The organism is Achromobacter sp. 2789STDY5608621, from assembly GCF_001299375.1.
Lineage (GTDB): Bacteria > Pseudomonadota > Gammaproteobacteria > Burkholderiales > Burkholderiaceae_B > Achromobacter > Achromobacter insuavis.
In genome coordinates, this window is the sequence record NZ_CYTU01000059.1 from 1 (window position 1) to 22,605 (window position 22,605).

At 69.3% G+C, this 22,605-nt stretch carries 20 protein-coding genes; 13 read left to right on the forward strand and 7 right to left on the reverse strand.

What is annotated here, in order from left to right; translation table 11 throughout:
- Positions 1-513: 513 nt before the first annotated feature.
- On the forward strand, positions 514-1,347 hold the full coding sequence (locus AOZ53_RS29690) for an AraC family transcriptional regulator (protein ID WP_054431064.1): 834 nt from the start codon (positions 514-516) through the stop codon (positions 1,345-1,347).
- 13 nt (positions 1,348-1,360) lie between these two features.
- Here AOZ53_RS29690 and AOZ53_RS29695 read toward each other — a convergent pair whose 3' ends face one another.
- The gene (locus AOZ53_RS29695; protein ID WP_225856519.1) at positions 1,361-2,257 is read right to left on the reverse strand and encodes a LysR family transcriptional regulator; all 897 of its coding nucleotides are present in this window, start codon (positions 2,255-2,257) and stop codon (positions 1,361-1,363) included.
- A gap of 169 nt (positions 2,258-2,426) precedes the next feature.
- Here AOZ53_RS29695 and AOZ53_RS29700 point away from each other — a divergent pair, with 169 nt between their 5' ends.
- From AOZ53_RS29700 to AOZ53_RS29710, 3 genes are read left to right on the forward strand one after another with little or no spacing between them, the layout of a single operon-like run.
- Positions 2,427-3,407: a Bug family tripartite tricarboxylate transporter substrate binding protein gene (locus tag AOZ53_RS29700; protein WP_054490574.1), complete on the forward strand. Its 981-nt coding sequence runs from the start codon at positions 2,427-2,429 to the stop codon at positions 3,405-3,407.
- A 40-nt stretch (positions 3,408-3,447) separates the two neighbouring features.
- A complete protein-coding gene (locus AOZ53_RS29705) occupies positions 3,448-5,505 on the forward strand; it encodes a hydantoinase/oxoprolinase family protein (RefSeq protein WP_054490576.1) in 2,058 nt (685 codons plus the stop codon).
- Positions 5,498-7,234 carry a hydantoinase B/oxoprolinase family protein gene (locus tag AOZ53_RS29710; protein WP_054490578.1) on the forward strand — a complete coding sequence of 579 codons (1,737 nt, stop codon included), beginning with the start codon at positions 5,498-5,500 and terminating at the stop codon, positions 7,232-7,234. The genes AOZ53_RS29705 and AOZ53_RS29710 overlap by 8 nt, the downstream gene beginning before the upstream one ends.
- Here the strand turns inward: AOZ53_RS29710 and AOZ53_RS29715 are convergent.
- Entirely contained in the window at positions 7,221-8,018 is a 798-nt protein-coding gene (locus AOZ53_RS29715) for a GntR family transcriptional regulator (protein WP_054490580.1), read from the reverse strand. The genes AOZ53_RS29710 and AOZ53_RS29715 overlap by 14 nt on opposite strands.
- Positions 8,019-8,247: 229 nt before the next feature.
- Between AOZ53_RS29715 and AOZ53_RS29720 the strand changes: the two genes are divergently transcribed.
- From AOZ53_RS29720 to AOZ53_RS29760, 9 genes are read left to right on the forward strand one after another with little or no spacing between them, the layout of a single operon-like run.
- Positions 8,248-9,279 (forward strand): ABC transporter substrate-binding protein, encoded by a 1,032-nt coding sequence (locus AOZ53_RS29720; protein ID WP_054490582.1) that lies wholly within the window; start codon positions 8,248-8,250, stop codon positions 9,277-9,279.
- Positions 9,280-9,334: 55 nt separating this feature from the next.
- Positions 9,335-10,390 (forward strand): ABC transporter ATP-binding protein, encoded by a 1,056-nt coding sequence (locus tag AOZ53_RS29725; protein ID WP_054490584.1) that lies wholly within the window; start codon positions 9,335-9,337, stop codon positions 10,388-10,390.
- Positions 10,387-11,253: an ABC transporter permease gene (locus tag AOZ53_RS29730; RefSeq protein WP_054490586.1), complete on the forward strand. Its 867-nt coding sequence runs from the start codon at positions 10,387-10,389 to the stop codon at positions 11,251-11,253. Before AOZ53_RS29725 ends, AOZ53_RS29730 begins: the two co-directional genes overlap by 4 nt.
- A 1-nt stretch (position 11,254) precedes the next feature.
- Positions 11,255-12,055, forward strand: a complete 801-nt coding sequence (locus tag AOZ53_RS29735) for an ABC transporter permease (protein ID WP_054431072.1) — start codon at positions 11,255-11,257, stop codon at positions 12,053-12,055.
- Complete coding sequence (locus AOZ53_RS29740) at positions 12,055-13,212, forward strand: NAD(P)/FAD-dependent oxidoreductase (RefSeq protein WP_054479384.1); 1,158 nt, start codon at positions 12,055-12,057, stop codon at positions 13,210-13,212. The genes AOZ53_RS29735 and AOZ53_RS29740 overlap by 1 nt, the downstream gene beginning before the upstream one ends.
- Positions 13,196-13,504: a (2Fe-2S)-binding protein gene (locus tag AOZ53_RS29745; protein WP_054431074.1), complete on the forward strand. Its 309-nt coding sequence runs from the start codon at positions 13,196-13,198 to the stop codon at positions 13,502-13,504. Before AOZ53_RS29740 ends, AOZ53_RS29745 begins: the two co-directional genes overlap by 17 nt.
- Positions 13,501-14,946 (forward strand): NAD(P)/FAD-dependent oxidoreductase, encoded by a 1,446-nt coding sequence (locus tag AOZ53_RS29750; protein ID WP_054490589.1) that lies wholly within the window; start codon positions 13,501-13,503, stop codon positions 14,944-14,946. The genes AOZ53_RS29745 and AOZ53_RS29750 overlap by 4 nt, the downstream gene beginning before the upstream one ends.
- Positions 14,947-14,955: 9 nt before the next feature.
- Entirely contained in the window at positions 14,956-16,119 is a 1,164-nt protein-coding gene (locus AOZ53_RS29755; protein WP_054490591.1) for an NAD(P)/FAD-dependent oxidoreductase, read from the forward strand.
- Positions 16,116-16,502 (forward strand): RidA family protein, encoded by a 387-nt coding sequence (locus AOZ53_RS29760; RefSeq protein ID WP_054431077.1) that lies wholly within the window; start codon positions 16,116-16,118, stop codon positions 16,500-16,502. The genes AOZ53_RS29755 and AOZ53_RS29760 overlap by 4 nt, the downstream gene beginning before the upstream one ends.
- Positions 16,503-16,542: 40 nt before the next feature.
- Here the strand turns inward: AOZ53_RS29760 and AOZ53_RS29765 are convergent, their stop codons facing one another.
- From AOZ53_RS29765 to AOZ53_RS29785, 5 genes are read right to left on the reverse strand one after another with little or no spacing between them, the layout of a single operon-like run.
- Positions 16,543-17,823 carry an amidohydrolase family protein gene (locus AOZ53_RS29765; protein ID WP_054479378.1) on the reverse strand — a complete coding sequence of 427 codons (1,281 nt, stop codon included), beginning with the start codon at positions 17,821-17,823 and terminating at the stop codon, positions 16,543-16,545.
- Positions 17,824-17,839: 16 nt separating this feature from the next.
- Positions 17,840-18,790, reverse strand: coding sequence for an ABC transporter permease (locus tag AOZ53_RS29770; RefSeq protein ID WP_006389489.1), 951 nt, complete (start codon positions 18,788-18,790; stop codon positions 17,840-17,842).
- 10 nt (positions 18,791-18,800) lie between these two features.
- A complete protein-coding gene (locus AOZ53_RS29775; RefSeq protein ID WP_006389488.1) occupies positions 18,801-19,874 on the reverse strand; it encodes an ABC transporter permease in 1,074 nt (357 codons plus the stop codon).
- Positions 19,875-19,905: 31 nt separating this feature from the next.
- Positions 19,906-21,435 carry an ABC transporter ATP-binding protein gene (locus AOZ53_RS29780; RefSeq protein ID WP_054479376.1) on the reverse strand — a complete coding sequence of 510 codons (1,530 nt, stop codon included), beginning with the start codon at positions 21,433-21,435 and terminating at the stop codon, positions 19,906-19,908.
- Positions 21,432-22,463: a BMP family protein gene (locus tag AOZ53_RS29785; protein ID WP_054431080.1), complete on the reverse strand. Its 1,032-nt coding sequence runs from the start codon at positions 22,461-22,463 to the stop codon at positions 21,432-21,434. Before AOZ53_RS29785 ends, AOZ53_RS29780 begins: the two co-directional genes overlap by 4 nt.
- Positions 22,464-22,605: the final 142 nt, after the last annotated feature.

The window sequence follows — 22,605 nt, forward strand, 5'->3', positions numbered from 1 at the left end:
CATCATCACCCCCCACTGCGCCGCCATCCCCGACCGCCAGGAACGCGCCCGCCACACCGCCTGGCTCATCACCGCCAACGAACGCGGCGACCCCCTCCCCAACATCTACGACCCCGCCCGCGGCTACTGAAAACCCCGCCAAGCACTTATCCACAGCCGGCCCGTTGCACAGAAAAACGAGCCCCTGTGGAAAACTCGCTTTCCCCACCAACGCCCTTGAAGTGAAATCAACAAGAGCCAGGAGAGCCGTGCCCAGGGGTGGGCGGGGCGTGTAGACGCGCCCGACGGAATCCGAAGGCAGTCGCCGCAGGCGACAACGAGGATGAGGACGGGGCAGTCCGGAGCGAACGCTCCGGACCGCAGTCGTAGCCCCGCCCACCCCTGGGCACGGCTCTCCTGGCGTCTTAAGAACCCCGCCCTTCCACCAGCAAAAATCCCTCTCCACAACCCCGCAAAAAACCGCAAAATCTGCAAACCAGGCCCGCCTACATTGCTCCCCAAGGAGCCACGCACTTGAAACCCCAAACCCGCACCACCTACGCCCACCGCCTGGACCCCGTCCTGCGCTGGCTGGCCAGCCACCCCGACGCCGACCCCGACCTGTACCGGTTGGCCGACCTGGCTTGCCTCTCGCCCTACCACTTCCACCGCGTCTACCGCGCCGTGATGGGCGAAACCGTGAACGCCACCGTGCAACGCATCCGCATGCACCGCGCGGCCGTCTCGCTGGGCAGTACCGGGGATTCCTTGCGTGACGTGGGGCAGCGCGCCGGCTATGAGTCGGACGCCGCCTTCAACCGCGCGTTCGGCGCGACCTTCGGCATCTCGCCGGGGCGCTACCGCGCGGCCCGCTCCCGACCCTTCGACCCCAAGGAGCTAGGCATGTATCCCATCACCATCGAAACCTTCCCCGGCGCCGTGCTGGCCGCCCTGCCGCACCGTGGCAGCTACCAGGAAATCGGCCCGGTCTTCACCCGCGCCTTCATGCTCGCCGGCAGCCGCGGCCTGGCGCGTCCCGAGGCCATCGGCTTCGGCGTGTATTTCGACGATCCCGAGCAGGTGCCGCCGGCCCAGCTGCGCTCGATGGCCGGCATGTCGGTCGCGCCCGACGCCGTGTTGGGCGACGAGCTGGAACGCTTCGAGATCCCCGCCATCCGCTGCGCGATGCTGACCTACACCGGCCCGTACAACGAGATGGACAAGCCCTATAACTGGATGTTCTCGGAATGGCTGCCCGGCAGCGGCATGGTGCCGGCCGACTTCCCCATGTTCGAGCAGTACCTCAATGACCCGCGCACCACGCCGCCGGCGCAATTGCAGACGCGCATCTGCATGCCGTTGAAGTAAGCGCTGGGCGCCGCTACCCCAGCACGCCCGCCAGGTATTGCCGCAGCCACGCATGCGCCGGATCGTCCTGGTAGCGCTCGTGCCAGTACAGCGACACGGTGATCGCCGGCAGGCTCAGCGGCGCCTTCAGCGTCACGATGCGCGCGCTGCCTGACATGGCCTTGGCGATGCTCACCGGCATCGTCGCGATCAGGTCCGAGGCTTCCACGATGAACGGACAGACCATGTAGCTCGACAGCGTCGCGACGATGCGGCGGCTGCGGTTCTGCCCCATCAGGATGCGGTCGATGGCCTTGCTGAAATAGCGCGTGTGGGCGGCCAGGTCCAGGTGCCCATAGCTGAGATAGGCATCCAGGTTCCAGCGCTTGCGCAGACAGGGATGGCCTTCGCGCACGATGCACACCGCCGGTTCCTGGTACAGGAAGCGCGTGCGCAGGTCCGGCGCCGGATCCGGAAAATAGCCGGCGATCAACTCGACGTGATTGGTGTCCAGCATGCTCAGGCCATGCTGCGGCCGCGCCGGCACGATCAGCAGCTGGAAGTGCGGCGCGTCCACCGCCAGCCGTGGAATCAGCTTGGGCAGCAGCGTGTACTGCACGTAGTCGGTGGCGTAGAACGACAGGCTGCGGGCCGAGTGCGCGGGGTCGAACACCTCGCGCGTGCGGGTGGCGCGGCGCCAGCTCTCCAGCAGCGGCAGAAAGCCCTGGTGCAGCTCGTGCGCGCGCTGCGTCGGCTGCCAGGCGCCGCCTTCGCGCACCAGCAGCGGATCGCCGAACAATTGCCGCAGGCGGTTCATCGCGGCGCTCATGGCGGGCTGGCTGATGCCCAGCTGCTCGGCCGCGCGCGACACGTTGCGGCAGCCCATCAGCGCGTCGAAATGCAGAAGCAGATTCAGGTCCGGATTCTTCACCGCCGCCCACCTATAAATGGCATCTATATCAATATAAACCGCCAGGACTGCTGGCGCGCGCCGGCCAGGCCTAGGATGTTCCCGTTGTTGCAGTGAACCCGAGGCAAAGCCTCTCAGGTCCGACATCCATGATCGGGCCGCAAGGAAGTTCTATCAACAAGGGGAAGTCATGAACGCAGCGTTCATTCGCAGTTGCTGTCTTGCATTCGGGGCGGCCGCGCTGGCCGCCACCGCGCTACCGGCCCGCGCCGAGTGGCCCGACAAGGTGATCCGCATCGTGGTGCCGTTCGCGGCGGGCGGGTCCACCGACCTGATCGCGCGCAAGGTCGCCGAAGGCCTGGGCCAGCGCCTGTCGGCCAACGTCATCGTCGAGAACCGCCCGGGCGCCGGCGGCACCGTCGGCACCGAGTACGTGGCGCGCCAGCCGGCCGACGGCTACACCATCCTGATGGGCTCGGTCAGCACGCATGGCAGCGCGCCCTGCGTGTACACCAAGCTGCCCTACGACCCGGTCAAGGACTTCACGCCCTTGACCGTCGTCGCCACCATTCCCAACGTCATGTCGGTGAACAAGTCGGTGCCGGCCAACAACCTGCAGGAATTCGTGGCGCTGCTCAAGAAGGAGCCCGAGAAATACTCGTTCGCCTCCAATGGCCAGGGCACATCGAACCATCTGGCCGCCGAGCTGTTCAAGAGCACCGCCGGCGTGTCGATGGTGCACGTGCCCTACCGCGGTTCGGGTCCGGCGCTGATCGACCTGGTGGGCGGCCAGATCAACATGATGATGGACGTGGTGATGACGTCCTATCCGTACATCAAGGACGGCAAGATCAAGGCGCTGGCGGTGACCTCGCCGCAGCGCTCGCCCATGCTGCCCGACGTGCCGACGGTGGCCGAGTCCGGTTATCCCGGCTACGAGGCCATGGTGTGGTTCGGCATGCTGGCGCCGGCCAGGCTGCCCGAGCCGCTGCGCGCCAAGCTCACCGACGCGCTGGTGCAGACGCTGCACGCGCCCGCCATGAAGACCTATCTGGAACAACAGGGCGCGCAGGTCTCGGACGTGGCCGGCCCGGCCTTCGGCACCATGATAAAGAGCGAAATCGACAAATGGTGCGGCGTGGTCAAGCAGGCCGGCATCAAGCTGGACTGAGCGCCGCCGCGCCCTTCTTTTCTTTCAGGGAAGCACAAGCATGTATCGCATAGGGATAGACGTCGGAGGCACGTTTACCGACTTCACGATGATCGACGAAGATCAAGGCATCGTGCATTTTCACAAGGTGCCGTCGACACCGTCCGATCCGTCGGAAGCCATCGCCACCGGCATCGGGCAGATGCTCAAGGACCATGGCGTTTCGCCGTCGCAGGTGTCGCACGTGGGCCATGGCACCACGGTCGCGACCAACCTCATCATCGAGCGCAAGGGCGCGCGCGTCGGCCTGATCACCACGCAAGGCTTTCGCGACGTGCTGGAGATCGGCCGGCAGACGCGGCCGCACCTGTACGACTACAGCGTTGGCAAGCCGCCGGTGGCGGTGCCGCGCGAGTTCCGCGCCGAGGTGGGCGAGCGCGTCAATGCGCAGGGCGAGGTGCTGGCGCCGCTGGATGCGGACGCGGTGCGCGCGGCGGCGCGGCGCTTTGCCGCCGCCGGCATCGACGCGGTCACGATCTGCTTCCTGCATGCCTACCGCAACCCCGCGCACGAGCAACAGGCCGCGCGCATCGTGGCCGAGGAGATGCCCGACGTCTATATCAGCCTGTCGTCGGACGTGCTGCCGGAGTTCCGCGAATACGAGCGCCTGTCGACCACGGTGCTGAACGCGGCGGTGGGGCCGAAGATGGCGCGCTACCTGGAGCGATTCCTGCAGCGGGTGCGCGAGCTGGACATCGGCCACGAGCCGCACACCATCCACTCCAACGGCGGCCTGATGTCGATCGCCACGGTGCGCCAGTATCCGGTGCGCACCTGCCTGTCGGGGCCGGCCGCCGGCGTGGTGGGCGCGGCCGCCGTGGGCCGCGCTATCGGCAGCCTGAACCTGGTGACGTTCGACGTCGGCGGCACCAGCACCGACGTGTCGCTGATCTGCGATGGCCGGCCGTTGTTCACCTCGCATCGCCAGGTGGCGGGCTATCCGGTGAAGACGCCGATGGTGGACATCCACGTGATCGGCGCGGGCGGCGGCAGCATCGCCTGGCTCGATGACGCGGGCGCGCTGAAGGTCGGGCCGCACAGCGCCGGCGCGGTGCCGGGACCGGTGGGCTACGGCCGCGGCGGCAGCGAGCCGACCATCACCGATGCCGAGATCGCGTTGCAGCGCCTGAATCCGGTGGCGCTGTTGAACGGCCGCATGCCGGTGCACGCCGAGGCCGCGCGCCAGGTTATCGACGAACGCGTGGCGCGGCCGCTGGGCCTGACGCGCGAGGCGGCGGCCGAAGGCATCCTGCGCATCGCGGCGGCCAACATGAGCCGCGCCATCCGCGCCGTGTCGACCGAACGCGGCTACGACCTGTCGCAATTCGCCCTGTATGCCTATGGCGGCGCGGGGCCGCTGCACGCGGTCGAGGTGGCCGAGGAATGCGGCATCCCCACGGTGATCGTGCCGCAGGAGCCGGGCACCATGTGCGCGCGCGGCATCCTGCTCAGCGACATCTCGTTCGACTTCGTGCGCAGCGAGATCTCGCTGGCCAGCGCGGAAAGCTGGGACGGCGTCTCGGCGATCTTCGACGGGTTGCGCGATCACGCCGAGCGCTGGCTGGAAGAGGAACGCGTGGAGCCGGCGCTGCGCCTGTACCGCAGCGCCATCGACGCGCGCTACGAGGGCCAGAACTTCGAGGTGCAGGTGGCGCTGGACGACACCGGCGCCGGCGGCTACGCCGAGTTCGCGCGCCGCTTCGCCGAGGCGCACGAGCGCGAGTACGGCTACACGGTCGATGACCGCAAGGTGCAGATCATCAACTGCCGCATGCAGGCGGTGGGCCAGGTGGTGAAGGCGCCGCTGGCGCCGCGCCAGGTCGATGGCACGCTGGACGGCGCCCGCATCGGCGAACGCCGCGCCTATTTCGGCGAGCGCCACGGCTGGCTGGACACGCCGGTCTATGACCGCGACCGCGTGCCCACCGGGGTGCGCTTCAGCGGCCCGGCGCTGCTGGAGGAAATGAGCTCGACCACCGTGGTCGGCGCGGGCCAGGACGTCGAGGTCGACGCCTACGGCAACCTGATCATCCGTTTGCAAGGAGGCTCCCATGCGTGAAGCCCATGAAGCCCATCAAGCCAGTCGCGACGCGGGCGTGGCCCTGGCCGACCCCGTCGGCATGGAGGTGTTCTGCAACCGCCTGCTGTCGATCACCGAAGACATGAACAACACGCTGGTGCGGGCCTCGTTCTCGACCAACATCAAGGAACGCAAGGACTGCTCGGTGGCGCTGTTCGACGCCGCCGGCCGGCTGGTGGCGCAGGGCACGCAGATCCCGCTGCACCTGGGCTCGCTGGACGGCGCCATGGGCGCGATATTGCGCGCGTTCCCGGTCGACCAGATCCGCGACGGCGATGTGTTCATCTGCAATGACCCCTATCTGGCCGATGGCAGCCACCTGCCCGACATCAACATCGTCACGCCGGTGTTCTGGGAAGGCACGCTGCGCTTTTTCGCCGCCAACATCGCCCACCATTCGGACGTCGGCGGCGCGGTGCCCGGCTCGATCGCCGGCGGCCTGAAGTCGATCTTCGAGGAAGGCATCCGCATCCCCGCCTGCCGCATCGCGCGCGCCGGCGAGGTGGACGAGGACATGCTGCGCCTGATCTGCGCCAACACCCGCGACCCCGAGGAACGGGTGCTGGACCTGCGCGTGCAGATGGCCACCAACCGCCGCGGCGCGGCCGCGGTGCAGGGCCTGATCCGGCAGATGGGCCTGGCGGCCGTGCTGCGCTCGGTGGATGACGTCATCACCTATACCCGGCGCCGCCTGCTCAACCGCATCGGCGAGCTGGCGCAGGGCAGCTACACCTTCCGCAGCGACCTGGATGACGACGGCATGGGCGGCGATCCGGTGCCGATCCAGGTGACGCTGACGGTCAGCCGCGACCGGCTGCATTTCGATTTCGAGGGCTCGGGCAAGCAAGCGCGCGGCGCCATGAACCTGCCGTTCAACGCGTTGCGGGCCTGCGTGTATTACGCGGTCAAGGCGCTGCTGGATCCGGACCTGGCGCCCAACGCCGGCCTGTTCGACCCGATCAGCGTATCGGCGCCGGTGGGCACCATCACCAACCCCGAGCATCCGGCGGCGGTGGGCGCGCGCTCGATCACCGCGCAGAAGGTCGCGGGCGCGATCTTCGGCGCGTTCCGCGGCCTGCTGCCGGCGGAGAAGACCATGGCCTCCAGCAACGACTGCTGCCCGGCCATCGTGTTCTCGGGCCGCTGGCGCGAGCGCGCCGGCCACTTCGTCTACCTGGAAACGCTGGGCGGCGGCGCCGGCGCGCGCTTCGACAGCGACGGCATGGACGCGGTGCACGTGCACATGACCAATACCTCCAACCTGCCGGTGGAAGCGCTGGAGAACGAGTACCCGCTGCTGATGGACGAGTACGCCATGATCCAGGACTCCGGCGGCGCCGGCCGCACCCGCGGCGGCATGGGCATCGCCAAGCAGATCCGCGCGGTCGGACCGGGCATCGTGTTCTCGGCGCGCTCGGACAGCCACACCGTGGGCGTGGCCGCCGGCGTCGATGGCGGCGCCGATGGCCGGCGCGCGCGGCTGGTGCGCAACTTTGGCACCCCGGCCGAGGAAGAGCTGTTCTCCAAGACCGCCAACATCGCGCTGGCGCCGGGCGAGAGCGTGCGCATCGAAACCCCGGGCGCCGGCGGCTATGGCGCGCCGGCCGAGCGTTCGCGCGCCCGCATCGAGCGCGACCTGGCCGACGACAAGATCAGCGCCGCGGCGGCGCGCGCCGCCTACGGCTACGAGGCCGCTACGCCACGTTGAGCGACATCGAGTACTTCATCTTGTCGTGCGGGAAGGTGGTGATGGTGGCCAGCAGCAGCCCCCCGCCGCCGCCGTAGTAGCGGCGGGTGATGACAAAGCCCGCCGTCTGCGGCTCCACCTGCAGCTGCCTGGCGATCCCGGCCGCGATGGGCGTGGCCGAGAACTCCTGGTTGACCTCGTGGATGCGGTTGCCGAAGTGATCTTCGATCAGCCGCAGCAGCGAGATGCGCGGCTGGATGTCGGCGCGCAGGTCGGAATGCGCCGGATCGGCATAGATCAGCGTGCACGCCACCGGCGTGTCCTGGTCGCCCAGCGTTTTGATGGAATTGATGTGCAGCCACGGCTGGCCGGGCTCGGCGCCCAGGGTTTCGGCCAGCCGTTTGGTGAGCTTGACCGTGCGCACGTCCTGCACCAGCAGCGCGGCGTTGCGCGCGTACTGCAACAGGTCCGGAAACTGCGAGATGCGCTGCGTGAAGCGGGTGCTGGCGTGGGCGGTCTCGACGCGCGTGCCCACCCCCGGGCGGCGCGACACCATGCCGGCCACCGTCAGCATGCGGATGGCTTCGCGGATGGTGTGGCGGCTGGCGCCGAACTGGTCGCACAGCTCGTGTTCGGTCGGCAGCAAGGTCATGACCGGATAGCGGCCGGCGCCGATGTCGCGCGCCAACTGCTGGTAGATGCTCTTGTAGCGCGGACCGCCTGCCTCGTCGTCCGGCCCCGTGGCCTGGCCGCGGGCCTCGCGCGCGGCGGCCGGGTCGGGCGCGCGTTCGGAGGATCGGGTCATGGGGTGGCTCCTTTTTTCGTTCTATCGGGGTTTGTACGGACAATAACCGATTGACAGGGCCCGCCTTGCGGATCCATTATTTGTCCGGACATTCATGTACGGACAAATTGTACGGCGGACATGAGGTCGCGGGGCAAGCGGGTCCGCATTTTTTTCTGCGGCGAGTCCATCCCCGGATTCAGGCAGCACCGGCAGTTCTTGCAGTTCTCTTCCAATAACGGGGGTTTTCATGGGCAAGGTACTCGCAGTCCTGACGGCGGCCACAATGGCCGTCGGTGTGTGCGCCAACGCGCAGGCGCAGCAGAAGTTGGTGGTGGCCGGCTACGGCGGCTCGTTCGAAGACATCATGCGCAAGGACATCTTCCCGCCCTTCGCCAAGCAGCACGGCGTCGAGCTGGATTACGTGGCCGGCAACTCCACCAACACGGTGGCGCGCCTGCAGGCGCAGAAAAGCAACCAGCAGATCGACGTCGCCATCATCGACGACGGCCCGATGTACCAGGCCATCGCGCTGGGCTTCTGCGCGCCGATCCAGGGCCTGCCGGCCGACGACATCTACGGCACCGCGCGCTACAAGGACGACAAGGCCGTGGCCATCGGCATCGTCGCCACCGGCATCATGTACAACAAGAAGGTCTTCGACGAGCGCAAGTGGGCCGCGCCCACCTCGTGGAAGGACCTGAAGGATCCCAAGTACAAGAAGCAACTGGTGGTGCCGCCGCTGAACAACACCTACGGCCTGCACGCGCTGGTCGAGTACGCCCGCGAGGGCGGCGGCGGCGAGAAGAAGATCGACGCCGGCTTCAAGACCTTCAAGGACGAGGTCGGCCCCAACGTGCTGGTGTACGAGCCGTCGCCGGGCAAGATGACCGAGCTGTTCTCCAGCGGGCAGGCCACCATCGCGGTGTGGGGCAGCGGCCGCGTCAAGGCCTTCGCCGACACCGGCTTCCCGGTGGGTTTCGTCTATCCGCAGGAAGGCGCCTACGCGCTGCTGTCGTCGGTGTGTCCGGTGGCCAAGGCCAACGCCAATCCGCTGGCGCAGGCCTTCGTCAATTACCTGGTCAGCCCGAAGGTGCAGGAGCAGCTGGCCACCGCCTATGGCTATGGCCCGGTCAACAAGCAGGCCAAGGTGGCCGACGATGCGCGCGTGCCGCTGCCGATCGGCAAGCGCGCCGCCGACCTGATCGTGATCGACTGGGACACGGTCAACCAGAACCGGGACGACTGGAACAAGCGCTGGACGCGCGAAATCGAGCGTTGAGGGTCGTGCACCAGCACGCAACGGCGGCGCGGGCGCGCCGCCAGCGGGAGCATCCATGAGTTATCTCGTATTGAACCGCCTGTCCAAGCGCTACGGCGACCTGACGGCGGTCGAGGACCTGAGCCTGTCGGTCGAACGCGGCGAGTTCATCTCGCTGCTGGGGCCGTCCGGCTGCGGCAAGACCACCACCCTGCAGATGATCGCCGGGTTCGTCGAGCCCAGCGGCGGCAGCATCGTGCTGGACGGCAAGGACGTCAGCCGCACGCCGGCCAACAAGCGCGGATTGGGCATGGTGTTCCAGAACTACGCGCTGTTCCCGCACATGACCGCGGCCGAGAACGTGTCGTTCGGCCTGGAGATGCAGCGGGTCGGCAAGGACGAGCGGCAGGCGCGCGTGGCCGAGGCGCTCAAGCTGGTGGGCCTGTCGCACCTGGCCGACCGCCACCCGGCGCGCATGTCGGGCGGCCAGCAGCAGCGCGTGGCGCTGGCGCGCGCGCTGGTGATCCGCCCCAGCGTGCTGTTGCTGGACGAGCCGCTGTCGAACCTGGACGCCAAGCTGCGCGAGGAAATGCAGCTGGAGCTGCGCAGCATCCAGCGCACCGTCGGCACCACCACCATCCTGGTGACGCACGACCAGTCCGAAGCGCTGGCGCTGTCCGATCGCATCGTGGTGATGAACCAGGGGCGGGTCGAGCAGGTGGCCGAGCCGTTCGCCGCGTATGAGGGGCCGTCGAACCGTTTCGTCGGCGGCTTCCTGGGCAAGGCCAATGTGTTCACGCCCACGCCGCAGCCGTATGCGGGCGAGATGCGCGCATGCGTCGGCGAGGCGCATATCCCGATGGACGGCCAGCCGGTGCCGCAAGGCGCGGTGATCGTGCGGCCCGAAAAGATCCTGTTCGCCGAGGCCGGCGCCTGTGCCCTGCCCGGCCGCATGAAGACGCGGGTGTTCCAAGGCAACCACTGGCTGTGCCAGGTCGAGACCTCGGTCGGCGAAGTCATGGTGATCCGCCAGAACGACGGCGTGCCGGTGCCCGCCGAGGGCGCCACGGTGCACCTGCGCTGGCGCGCGCAGGACATGTGCGCGGTGGCCGGCCAGGAGCCCGGAAAATGAGCGCGCGCGCCAACCCCTGGCTGCTGAGCGCGCCGGCGCTGGCGGTGTACGCCACCTTCCTGGTGGTGCCGATGGCGCTGGTCTTGCTCATCAGCTTCTTCGACTTCCAGTTCTATGGCGGCATGCAGGCCACCTTCACCTGGAAGAACTACATCGAGATTTTCAGCGACGGCTATTACTACGAGATCTATGCCCGCACCTTCGGCGTGGCGGCGCTGGTGACGCTGGCCTGCCTGGTGCTGGGCACGGCCGAGGCCTACGTGCTGTCGCGCATGGCCAATCCGTGGAAGAGCCTGTTCCTGATGGTGGTGTTGGGCCCGCTGCTGATCTCGGTGGTGGTGCGCACGCTGGGCTGGGCGCTGCTGTTCGGGTCCACCGGCCTCATCAACAAGGCACTGATCGGCATCGGCCTGATCGCGACGCCGATCGACCTGATGTACAGCAACCTGGGCGTGGGCATCGCGCTCACGCACGTGCTGGTGCCATTCATGGTGATCTCGGTATGGGCGTCGCTGCAGCGGATCAATCCGTCGACCGAGGCCGCCGCGCTGTCGCTGGGCGCCAGCCAGTTCACCGTGATCCGCCGCGTGATCGTGCCGCAGGTCATGCCGGGCATCCTGTCGGGCTCGATCATGGTGTTCGCGATGGCCGCCAGTTCCTTCGCCACGCCCGCCATCATCGGCGGCCGGCGCCTGAAGAACGTGGCCACCGCCGCCTACGACGAGTTCCTCAACACGCTGAACTGGCCGCTGGGCGCGGCGCTGGCGGTGGTGCTGCTGCTGGCGACGGTGGTGGTGCTGCTGTCGGCCAACCGCTTGATCGAGCGCCGCTATGGCGCGGTCTTCAATCCGTCGGGGGCCTGACATGAACTTCCGCAACGGCCCCATCGGCCTGCTGTTCCACACGCTCTTCATCCTGTTCATCCTGGCGCCCATCGTCATGGTGTGCGCGGTGGCGTTCACGTCCGAAGGCTTCATCTCGCTGCCCAGCGGCGGCCTGTCGCTGCGCTGGTTCCGCGCCATCCTGGACAACCCGCGCTTCATCGAGGCGTTCTGGTTCAGCCTGGGGCTGGGCACGCTGTCGGCGACGCTGGCGATCGGGCTGGCGGTGCCGAGCGCGCTGGCGCTGGCGCGCAACCGCTTCCGCGGCCGCGAGGCGCTGGTGGCGTTCTTCCTGTCGCCGCTGATGATTCCGCACGTGGTGCTGGGGCTGGCCTTCCTGAAGTTCTTCACCACGGTGGACCTGGCCGGCACTTACGTGGGGTTGGTGGTGGCGCACGTGATCCTGGTGATGCCGTACGCGCTGCGGCTGGTGCTGGCCTCGGCCACCGGCATCGATCCGGCGCTGGAGCGCGCGGCGCAGTCGCTGGGCGCGTCCCACTGGACCGCATTCCGGCGGGTGGTGCTGCCGCTGCTGCTGCCGGGCGTGGTCAGCGGCTGGGTGATCGCCTTCATCACCAGCTTCGACGAGCTGACCATGTCGATCTTCATCGCCTCGCCGTCCACCACCACGCTGCCGGTGCGCATCTTCCTGCACATCGAGGACACCATCGACCCGCTGGTGACGGCGGTGTCGGCCGTGCTGATCTACGTGACCATCATCGCCATCTTCATCCTGGACCGCCTGGTCGGCCTGGAAAAGCTGTTTGTCGGAAAGGGACGCTAATGACGGAAGCAACACAACATGCGCCGCGCGCGCCGGCGCATCGCGGCGTCTACGACGCCGTGGTGATCGGCGGCGGCCTGGTCGGCTCGGCCGTGGCCTACGGGCTGCGGCGCGAACTGGACCACGTCGCGGTGCTGGACGAAGGCGACGTGGCCTATCGGGCCTCGCGCGGCAATTTCGGGCTGGTCTGGGTGCAGAGCAAAGGCATGGGCCTGCCGCGCTACGGCGTCTGGACCATGACCTCGGCCGGCGCCTGGCCGCAGCTGGCGGCCGAGTTGCGCGACGAGACCGGGGTGGACGTGCACCTGGAGCAGCGCGGCGGTCTGCACGCGCTCCTGAGCGACGAGGAAATGGAAGCGCGCGCCACCTTCATGCGCACGCTGCTGGCGCAGCCCGGCATGGCGCAGTACGACTGGAAAATGCTGGACCGCCACGAGCTCGCCGACATGGTGCCCGGCATCGGTCCCGAGGTGCGCGGCGCCACCTGGACGCCGGTGGACGGCATCGCCAATCCGCTCAAGCTGCTGCGCGCGCTGCACATGAGTTTTGCACAGCGGGCTGTGGATTACCTGCCGCGCTGTCCGGCGCAGCAGATCCGGCAGCGCGACGGCGTGTTCGAGGTGACCACGCCCACCGGCACGGTGCGCGGGCGCAAGCTGGTGCTGGCCAGCGGCCTGTCGAACAAGGCGCTGGGCGAGCAGGTCGGCCTGGCGGTGCCGGTGCGGCCGCAGCGCGGCCAGATCGTGGTGCTGGAGCGCACCCGCCGCCTGCTGGAAACGCCGCTGTCGACGCTGCGGCAGACCGACGAGGGCACCTGGCTGATCGGCGATTCGCAGGAAGAGGCCGGCTATGTGGACAACCAGGTGGGCCTGCCGATCCTGGGCACGCTGGCCGACCGCGCCGTGCGCACCCTGCCCGCCTTGCGCGAGGTGCGGGTGGTGCGCAGCTGGGCGGCGCTGCGCGTGATGTCCAGGGACGGCTTCCCCATCTATCAACAATCCGAGACGTGCCCCGGCGCCTTCGTCGCCACCTGTCACAGCGGCGTCACCCTGGCCGCCGCGCACGCGCTCAAACTGGCGCCCATGATCGTCGCCGGCCAATTGGCCGACGACATGGCGCCCTTCTCGACCCGGAGGTTCCATGTTCAAGAGGCTTGACGAGGCGCAGCGCCAGGCGCAGGGCGCGCCGGTGCGGGTGACGGTCAATGGCGCCGAACTGCAATGCCGCGCCGGCGACAGCGTGGCCGCGGCGCTGTTCGCCGGCGGCGTGCAGGCCTGTCGCGATACCGCGGTGGCCGAGGTGCCGCGCGGACCCTATTGCATGATGGGCGTGTGTTACGACTGCCTGGTCACGATCGACGGCCAGGCCAACCAGCAGGGCTGCATGACGGCCGTGCGCGATGGCATGAAGATCGAGCGCCAGCTGGGCGCGCGCAAGGTGCAGGCATGATCGAGACGACGCAATGCGATTTGCTGGTGGTGGGCGCCGGTCCCGCCGGGTTGGCCGCCACCACCACGGCCGCGCGGCTGGGCGTGGACACGGTGCTGCTGGATGAACAGGCGGCGCCGGGCGGACAGATCTACCGCGCCATCACCACCACGCCGGTCACCGACCGCGCGGTGCTGGGGCCGGACTACTGGCACGGCGCCTCGCTGGTCGAGCCGTTCCGGCAGTCGGGTGCGCGCTACCTGCCGGGCGCGACCGTGTGGGCGGTGGCCGAACGCACCGCGCCCGAGCCGCGGCGCGGTTTCGAGGTGGCGTATTCGGTCGCGGGCGAGGCGCGCATCCTGCATGCGCGGCGCCTGCTGCTGGCCACCGGCGCGCAGGAGCGGCCGTTCCCGGTTCCGGGCTGGACGCTGCCCGGCGTCATCACCGCCGGCGCGGCGCAGATCCTGCTGAAGTCGGCGGGCGTGGTGCCGGCCGACCGCACCGTGCTGGCCGGCAGCGGCCCGCTGCTGTACCTGGTGGCCTGGCAATATCTGAACGCCGGCGTCAAGGTCGACGCGCTGCTCGAAACCACGCCGCCCGGCCGCCTGCGCCAGGCCTTGCCGAAGGTGTGGGACTTCCTGCGCTCGCCCTATCTGGGCAAGGGGCTGTCGTTGCTGCGCGCGGTCAAGGCGGCGATACCCATCGTCAAGGGCGTGACGGCGCTGGAGGCATTGGGCCAGGACAAGCTCGAAAGCGTGCGCTACACCAACGCGGCGGGAGACACCAAGACCCTGCCGGCGCAGCAGCTGATGCTGCACCAGGGTGTGGTGCCCAACGTCAACCTGTCGCGCGCCATCGGCGCCGAGCATCGCTGGAATGCGGCGCTGGATTGCTGGGAGCCGGACGTGGATGACTGGGGCCTGACCTCGGTGGACGGCGTCGGCATGGCGGGCGACGGCGCCGGCATCGCTGGCGCGCTGGCGGCCGAGCAGCGTGGTCGGCTGGCGGCGCTGCAGGCGGCGCACCTGCTGGGCCGCATCGATGCGGCGCGGCGCGACAGCGAAGCCGCCGCGCCGCGCGCCGCGCTGGCGCGGGCGGTGCGCGGACGCGCGTTCTTCGATGTCCTGTACAAGGCGCCCGAGAACTTCCGCCGCCCCACCGGCGACACCATCGTCTGTCGCTGCGAGGAAGTGACCGCCGCGCAGGTGCGTGACACCGTCAAGCTCGGTTGCAGCGGCCCGAACCAGATGAAGGCCTTCCTGCGCTGCGGCATGGGGCCGTGCCAGGGCCGCTTCTGTGGCCTGACGGTCTCGGAGATCATCGCCGAGGAGCGCGGCGTGCCGGTGCCGGAGGTGGGCTATTACCGCCTGCGCTTCCCGACCAAGCCGCTGACGCTGGGCGAGCTGGCGTCGCTGCCGCAGACCGATGAGTCGCGCCAGGCGGTGGTGCGCCTGAAGAAATAGGAGGCCGCCATGACGGACGCTTCCCGCTCGGCCGCCGTCATCATCATCGGCGGCGGCCTGCACGGCAGTTCGGCGGCGCTGCACCTGGCGCGCGCCGGCGTGCCGGCGCTGGTGATCGAGAAGAACTACGTCGGCCGCCATGCCTCGGGCGTGAACGCCGGCGGCGTGCGCACGCTGGCGCGGCACCTGGCCGAAGTGCCGCTGGCGCTGGCCTCGCGCGAGCTCTGGTACCGCATCGGCGAACTGGTCGACGACGACTGCGGCTTCGAGCAGCACGGGCAGGTGCGCGTGGCCGAGAACGAGGCCGACGTGGCGACATTGCGCGCGCGCCTGGCCACCATGCAACAGCACGGCTACACGCACGAGCAATGGATCGACCGCGAAGAATTGCTAGGGATGATTCCCGCGCTGACGCCGACGGTAGAGGGCGGCCTGATCGCGCGCGAGGACGCGGCCGCCGACCCCTACCGCACCACGCTGGCGTTCCGCCGCAAGGCCGCCAGCCTGGGCGCGCGCTTCCTGGAAGGCGTGCGGGTGCTGCGCAGCGCGCATGAGCAGGGACAGTGGCGGGTCGAGACCGACGCCGGCGTCTACACCGCGCCGCAGGTGCTCAATTGCGCCGGCGCCTGGGCCGACCGCATCGCGGCCGAATGGGGCGAGCCGGTGCCGCTGACCGCCATCAGTCCGATGATGCTGGTGACGCTGCGCATGGATCACTTCCTGGACGCGGTGGTGCTGGGCACCGGCCGGCCGCTGTCGTTCAAGCAGCGCGCCAACGGCACCGTGCTGATTGGCGGCGGCCGCCGCGCCTGGGTCGATCGCGACGCGGAATGGACCGAGCTGGACTTCCATTCGCTGGCCGAGGGCGCGCGCACCGTTTGTGACCTGTTTCCGCACATGCGGCAAGCGATCGTGAACCGCGGCTGGGCCGGCATCGAAGCCGCCATGCCCGACGAGATCCCGGTGATCGGCCGCAGCCAGCGTTACGACAGCGCCTTCCATGCCTTCGGCTTCTCGGCCCACGGCTTCGAACTGGGCCCGATCGTCGGCCGTATCATGGCCGATCTGATCACCACCGGCGCGACCGATCTGCCGATCGCGCCGTTCGCCATCGATCGTTTCACCGGCGCCACGGGCGCGCCGGCTTCCATCCCCAAGGAGCAGCACCCATGAATGACATCGTGCGCAAGGATTCCAACGAGCGCCTGAGCCGCATCGTGATTCACGGCGATACCGTGTACGTGGCGGGCGTGACCTCGTCGGCCGACGGCGGCATCGTCGCGCAGACGCGCGACGCGCTGGCCAAGATCGACGGCTATCTGGCGCGGGCCGATTCGGACAAGACCCGGCTGCTGTCGGTGCAGATCTGGCTCAAGGACATCGAACGCGATTTCGCCGGCATGAACCAGGTCTGGGCCGAATGGGCGCCGGCCAACGCATTGCCGACGCGCGCGACCTGCGAGGCCAGGCTGGCCTCGCCCGATCTGCTGGTGGAGATCATCGTCACGGCCGCCAGGCGGCCGGGCTATGTCGGCGGGCCGGCATCGGAAGCCTGATCCCGGCCGGGCCTGATCCCGGCCGTGCCGGAGCGCGCAATCAGCGGGCCGGCGTCTGGAAGCTGACCTGGCCCGGACGGCCCGGCAGGTTGAGCGTGGCGGTGGCCGGCGGCGTGGTCGCCACCACCTGCCCGGCGCGCAGCACCATCAGGCGCGTGGCGCGCAGGCGCAGCGCCTCGACCGGGTCGCGCGCCTGCAGCAGCACCATATCGGCGCGCTTGCCGACTTCCAGCCCGGTCTCGTCCAGGCCCAGGATTTTCGCCGGCGTGGCCGTGACGGCCTGGAAACAGGCGCGCATGGCGTCCTGCCCGGTCATCTGCGCCACGTGCAGGCCCATGTGCGCCACTTCCAGCATGTCGCCCGAACCCAGGCTGTACCAGGGGTCCATCACGCAGTCGTGGCCGAACGCCACCGGCACGCCGGCGGCCAGCAGTTCGGGCACGCGCGTCATGCCGCGGCGCTTGGGATAGGTGTCGTGGCGGCCCTGCAGCGTGATGTTGATGAGCGGGTTGGCGATGGCCGACACGCCGGCCTCGCGCATCAGCGGGATCAGCTTGGACACGTAGTAGTTGTCCATCGAGTGCATCGAGGTCAGGTGCGAACCCGTGACGCGGCCCTGCAGGCCCAGGCGTTGCGTGTGATAGGCCAGCGTCTCGATGTGGCGCGACAGCGGGTCGTCGCTTTCGTCGCAGTGCATGTCCACGCGCAGGCCGCGCTCGGCGGCCAGTTCGCACAGGATGCGCACCGATTCGGCGCCGTCCTGCATGGTGCGCTCGAAGTGCGGAATGCCGCCGACCACGTCCACGCCCATGTCCAGCGCGCGCTTCAGGTTGTCGAGCGCGCCCGGCGCGCGCAGCACGCCGTCCTGCGGGAAGGCCACCAGTTGCAGGTCCAGGTACGGCTTGACCTGCTCGCGCACGTGCAGCAGCGCTTCCACCGCCAGCAGGCGCGGGTCGCACACGTCGACGTGCGAGCGGATCGCCAGCAGGCCGCGCGCCACCGCCCAGTCGCAATAGGCCAGCGCGCGCTCGACCAGCGCTTCCTGCGTCAGCAGCGGCTTCAGTTCGCCCCACAGCGCGATGCCTTCGAGCAGCGTGCCCGACTGGTTCACGCGCGGCAGGCCGAACGACAGCGTCGAGTCCATGTGGAAGTGGGCGTCGACGAACGGCGGCGCCACCAGCTGGCCGGCGGCGTCGAGGGTCTGCGCGGCCTCGGCCTTCAGCGCCGGTTCGAGCGCGACGATGCGGCCCTGGGCCACGCCGATGTCGATGTGCTGGCGGCCATCCGGCAGCGTGCAGTTCTTGAGGATCAGATCGAGCATAGTCAAACCTTGTGGATTACCGTTCGCCCTTGCGGTAGGGCTTCATCAGGGCCTGCGGGTAGGCGGCGCGGCGCGCCATCACCACCAGGGCCAGGATGGACAGAATATAGGGCAGCATCAGGTAGACCTGATAGGGCAGCTCGGGCAGGCCGGGCAGCGCCGCCCCGCCCTGCTGCAGCCGCAGCTGCAGCGCGTCGAAGAAGGCGAAGATCAACGCGCCCAGCAGCGCCTTGCCGGGCCGCCACGAGGCGAACACCACCAGCGCCACGCAGACCCAGCCGCGGCCGTTGACCATGTTGAAGAAGAAGGCGTTGAAGGCCGCCAGCGTCAGGAAGCTGCCGGCCACGCCCATCAGCGCCGAGCCGGCGACGATGGCGCCCATGCGCAGTCTCGTCACCGACAGGCCCTGGCCCTCGGCGGCGGCGGGGTTCTCGCCCACCATGCGGATCGCCAGGCCCACCGGAGTGCGGTTCAGCACCCACGCCAGGATCGGCACCGCGGCCAGCGCCAGCAGCGTCATCGGCGTCTGCCCGGCCAGCACCGGGCCGATCAGCGGAATGCCGTCCAGGAACTTCATCTCGGCGAACGGCGTGATCGTCGGCGGCGTGTTCACGCTGGGGAAGGTGACGCGGTAGGCGAAATAGCTCAGGCTGGTGGCCAGCAACGTCACCCCCAGGCCCGAGACGTGCTGCGACAGGCCCAGCGGCACCGTCAGCACCGCGTGCAGCAGGCCGAACACGGCGCCCGCCAGCGCGGCCGCCAGCACGCCCACGTACAGCGGCGCGCCCAGGTACACCACCAGCCAGCCGGTGAAGGCGCCGGCGGCCATGATGCCCTCGATGCCCAGGTTCAACACGCCGGCGCGCTCGCACAGCAGCACGCCCAGCGTGCCCAGGATCAGCGGCGTCGCCAGCCGCAACACCGCGACCCAGAAGGCCGCGGAACTCAACAGGTCCATCCATTCCATGGCGTGCTCCTCAAGCCCGGTTGCGGCGCAGGCGGTACTGCGCGAATAGCGTCGCGACCAGCATGGCGAGCAACGAGGTGGCGACGATGACGTCGGCGATGTAGTTCGGCACCGCGATGGCGCGGCTCATGCTGTCCGCGCCCACCAGCATGCCGGCCACGAAGATGCTGGCCAGGATCACGCCCAGCGGATGCAGGCCGGCCAGCATGGCCACCACCACGCCGGTGTAGCCGTAGCCCGGCGACATGTCGAGCGTGACGTAGCCGGTGCGGCCGGCCACCTCGATGGCGCCGGCCAGTCCGGCCAGCGCGCCCGACAGCATGGCCGTGCCCAGCATCACGCGGTTGACCGGCAGGCCCAGGAAGCGCGAGGCGTGCGCGTTGGCGCCGACCGCGCGCATCTGGAAGCCGAACACCGTGTAGCGGTTCAGCAGCCACAGGCCCAGCGCCAGGCCGGCGGCCCACAGCAGGCCGGTGTGGGCGCGGGTGCGCTCGATCAGCTTGCCCAGCTCCAGGTCGGGGTTGAGCGCCACCGATTGCGGCCAGCCCATCGCCATCGGGTCCTTCATGGGGCCGTCCAGCATCATCGAGACGAACAGCAGCACGATGAAGTTGCCCAGCAGCGTGGTCACCACCTCGTCCACGCCCAGGCGCGTCTTGAGCAGCGCCGGGATCAGCAGCAGCAAAGCGCCGGCCAGCGCCGCCGCCAGCATCATGCCGCCGAACAGCGCCGGCAGGGGCAGGTCGAAGCCGGTGCCGTCATGCAGGCCGCCCACCGCCACCGCGGCCAGCGCGCCCAGGTACAGCTGGCCTTCGGCGCCGATGTTGTAGAAGCGCGCGCGAAAGGCCACGGCACAGGCCAGGCCAGTCAGCATCAGCGGCGTGGCGCGCGTCAGGGTCTCGGACAGCGCGAACTTGGAGCCGAACGCGCCTTCGAACAGCAGCGCGTAGGTGCGGCCCACCGGCGCGCCGGCCCAGGCCACTAGCAGCGTGCAGACCGCCAGCGTAAAGAGGATGGCCGCGATCGGGGCCAGGGCCAGCGCGGCGCGGCTGGGCTCGGGGCGGCGTTCCAGGATCAGTTTCATTCGAGAAATGCTCAGTAGAGGGGGCGCGGCGTCAGGCGCGCGTGCCCGTCATGGCCAGCCCGACGGTGGCGGGCGTCCATTGCGCGACCGGCTTGTCGGCGACCAGCTTGCCGCCGCACAGCACCGCGATGCGGTCGGCCAGCGCGAAGATCTCTTCCAGGTCTTCCGACACCAGCAGGATGCCGGCGCCGCGCCGGCGCGCGGCCAGCAGCTGTTCGCGCACGTAGGCCACCGCGCCGATGTCCAGGCCCCAGGTGGGCTGGTCGGCGACGATGAAGCGCGGTTCGCGCGCCAGGGTGCGGCCCAGGATCAGCTTCTGCATGTTGCCGCCCGACAGGCTGCGGGTGCGCACGTCGAGCGAGGCGGCGCGCACGTCGAACTGCTTGGCCAGCGCCGCCGCATAGGCGCGGCCGGCCTTGGCGCGGATCAGCCCGAAGCGCGAGAAGCGCGGGTCCTTCAGGTCTTCGACGATGGCGTTTTCCCACAGCGGGCTGTCGCCGATCATGCCTTCGCCGTGGCGGTCCTCGGGAATGCGGCCCACGTGGGCGGCGGTCCAGCCGGCCGGCGTGGTGGGCGCGGCGGCGTGTTCGGGGCCCAGGCGGATGGTGCCGTCGGCGGGCTGGCGCAGGCCGGTCAGCACCGACACCAGCGCCTGCTGGCCGTTGCCGGCGACGCCGGCGATGGCCACGATCTCATGCTTGTGCACCACCAGGTCCAGGCTGTCCAGGCGCGGTGCGCCGCCGCGCTGGTCGCGCACGGTGACCTGCGACAGCGTCACCACCGGCGCGGCCTGGCCGGCCGCCGCCATGGCTTCGGCGTGCGGCATGGCGACCTTGCGGCCCACCATCAGCTCGGCCAGCTCGGCCGGCGTGGTGGCGGCGGTCTCGCGCTCGGCCACCAGCTTGCCCTGGCGCAGCACCGCGACGCGGCGCGACACGGCCATGACCTCGTCCAGCTTGTGCGAAATGAAGATGACGGCCAGGCCCTCGTCGACGAAGCCGCGCAGCGTGGCGAACAGGTCCTGCACTTCCTGCGGCGTGAGGACGGCGGTGGGCTCGTCCAGGATCAGCACCTTGGCGCCGCGGTACAGCGCCTTGAGGATCTCAACGCGCTGCTTCTCGCCGACCGACAGGCTGCCGACGCGCGCGTCCGGATCCACGCCCAGGCCGAAGCGCTGGCCCAGCTCGACCAGGCGGCGGCGCGCCTGGCCACGGCCCGAGGCCAGCTTCCACAGCGACTCGGTGCCGACCATGATGTTGTCCAGCACGGTCAGGTTGTCGGCCAGCGTGAAGTGCTGGTGCACCATGCCGACCCCCGCCGCCAGCGCGGCGTCGGGCCGGCCCGGCGGCAGCGGCTGGCCGAAGACTTCGATACTGCCGGCGTCGGCCACGTAGTGGCCGAACAGGATCGACACCAGGGTCGATTTGCCGGCGCCGTTCTCGCCCAGCAGGGCCAGCACTTCGCCTTGCGCCAGCGTCAGCGAGACATCGTCATTGGCCGTCAGGCTGCCGAAGCGTTTGGTGATCCCTGCCAGCCGCAGGGCGAGAGGCGCTTGATTCATCGTGCCGACGACTTGGGTTCTTTGTCGTTGACCTGCACGCTGAAGCTGCCATCCAGGATGGCCTTCTGCTTGGCCTGCACCTTGGCGATCAGGTCGGCGGGGATCTTGCTCTCGAAGGTGCCCAGCGGCGCCAGCGACGAACCCTTGTGCTTCATCAGCGAGTACTGGCCGAAGTCGGCGGCCTTGAAGGTGCCGGCCTTGACCTGCTTGAGCGCCTCGTCGATGGTCGGCTCCATGCTCCATAGCGCCGAGGCCACCACGGTCTCGGGGTATTGCGGCTGGGTGTCGATGACGTTGCCGATGGCCAGCTTGCCGCGTTCCTTGGCGGCGTCCGACACGCCGAAGCGCTCGGCGTACAGCACGTCCGCGCCCTTGTCGATCATGGCGAAGGCGGCTTCCTTGGCCTTCGGGGGATCGAACCACGAACCGATGAAGGTCACGGTGAATTCGGTCTTGGGATTGATTTCCTTGGCGCCCTCGATGAAGGCCTGCATCAGGCGGTTCACTTCGGGGATGGGGTAGCCGCCCACCAGGCCGATCTTGCCGGTCTTGCTCATGCCGGCGGCGATCATGCCGGTCAGGTAGGCCGGTTCCTGGATGTAGTTGTCGAACACCGAGAAGTTGGGCTGCTGCGGCTTGCCCGACGAACCCATCAGGAAGGCGGTCTGCGGGTAGTCCTTGGCCACCTTGCGGGCGGCGGCCTCGACCGCGAAGGCCTCGCCCACCACCAGCTTGTTGCCCTGCTCGGCGTACTGGCGCATGACGCGCTCGTAGTCGGCGTTGGTGACGTTTTCCGAGAACGTGTATTCGATTTCACCCCGGTCGCGCGCGGCGGTCAGCGCCTTGTGGATGCGCGACACCCATTGCTGTTCCACCGGCACCGTGTAGATGGCGGCAACCTTGGTCTTGGCGGGCGCCTGGGCCTGGGCGCCGGCCGACAGCAGCAGCGCGCCGGCAGCGGCGGCGGCCAGCTTCAGCAGGCCGCGGCGGGCGATGCCGCCGGCGGCCGGGAGGGAAAAGGATTTCATGCGGAAGTCTCCTTCGCGAGGATGGATGGGGAATGGGCGGGATGGCGGCGATGTCCGGGCGTCGCGGTGCGGCACGCGTGGGCGGGCGGGAACGAGGGCGTGGGATCGGTCATCGGATGGGGGAGCGCCGGGGCGGCGCGCC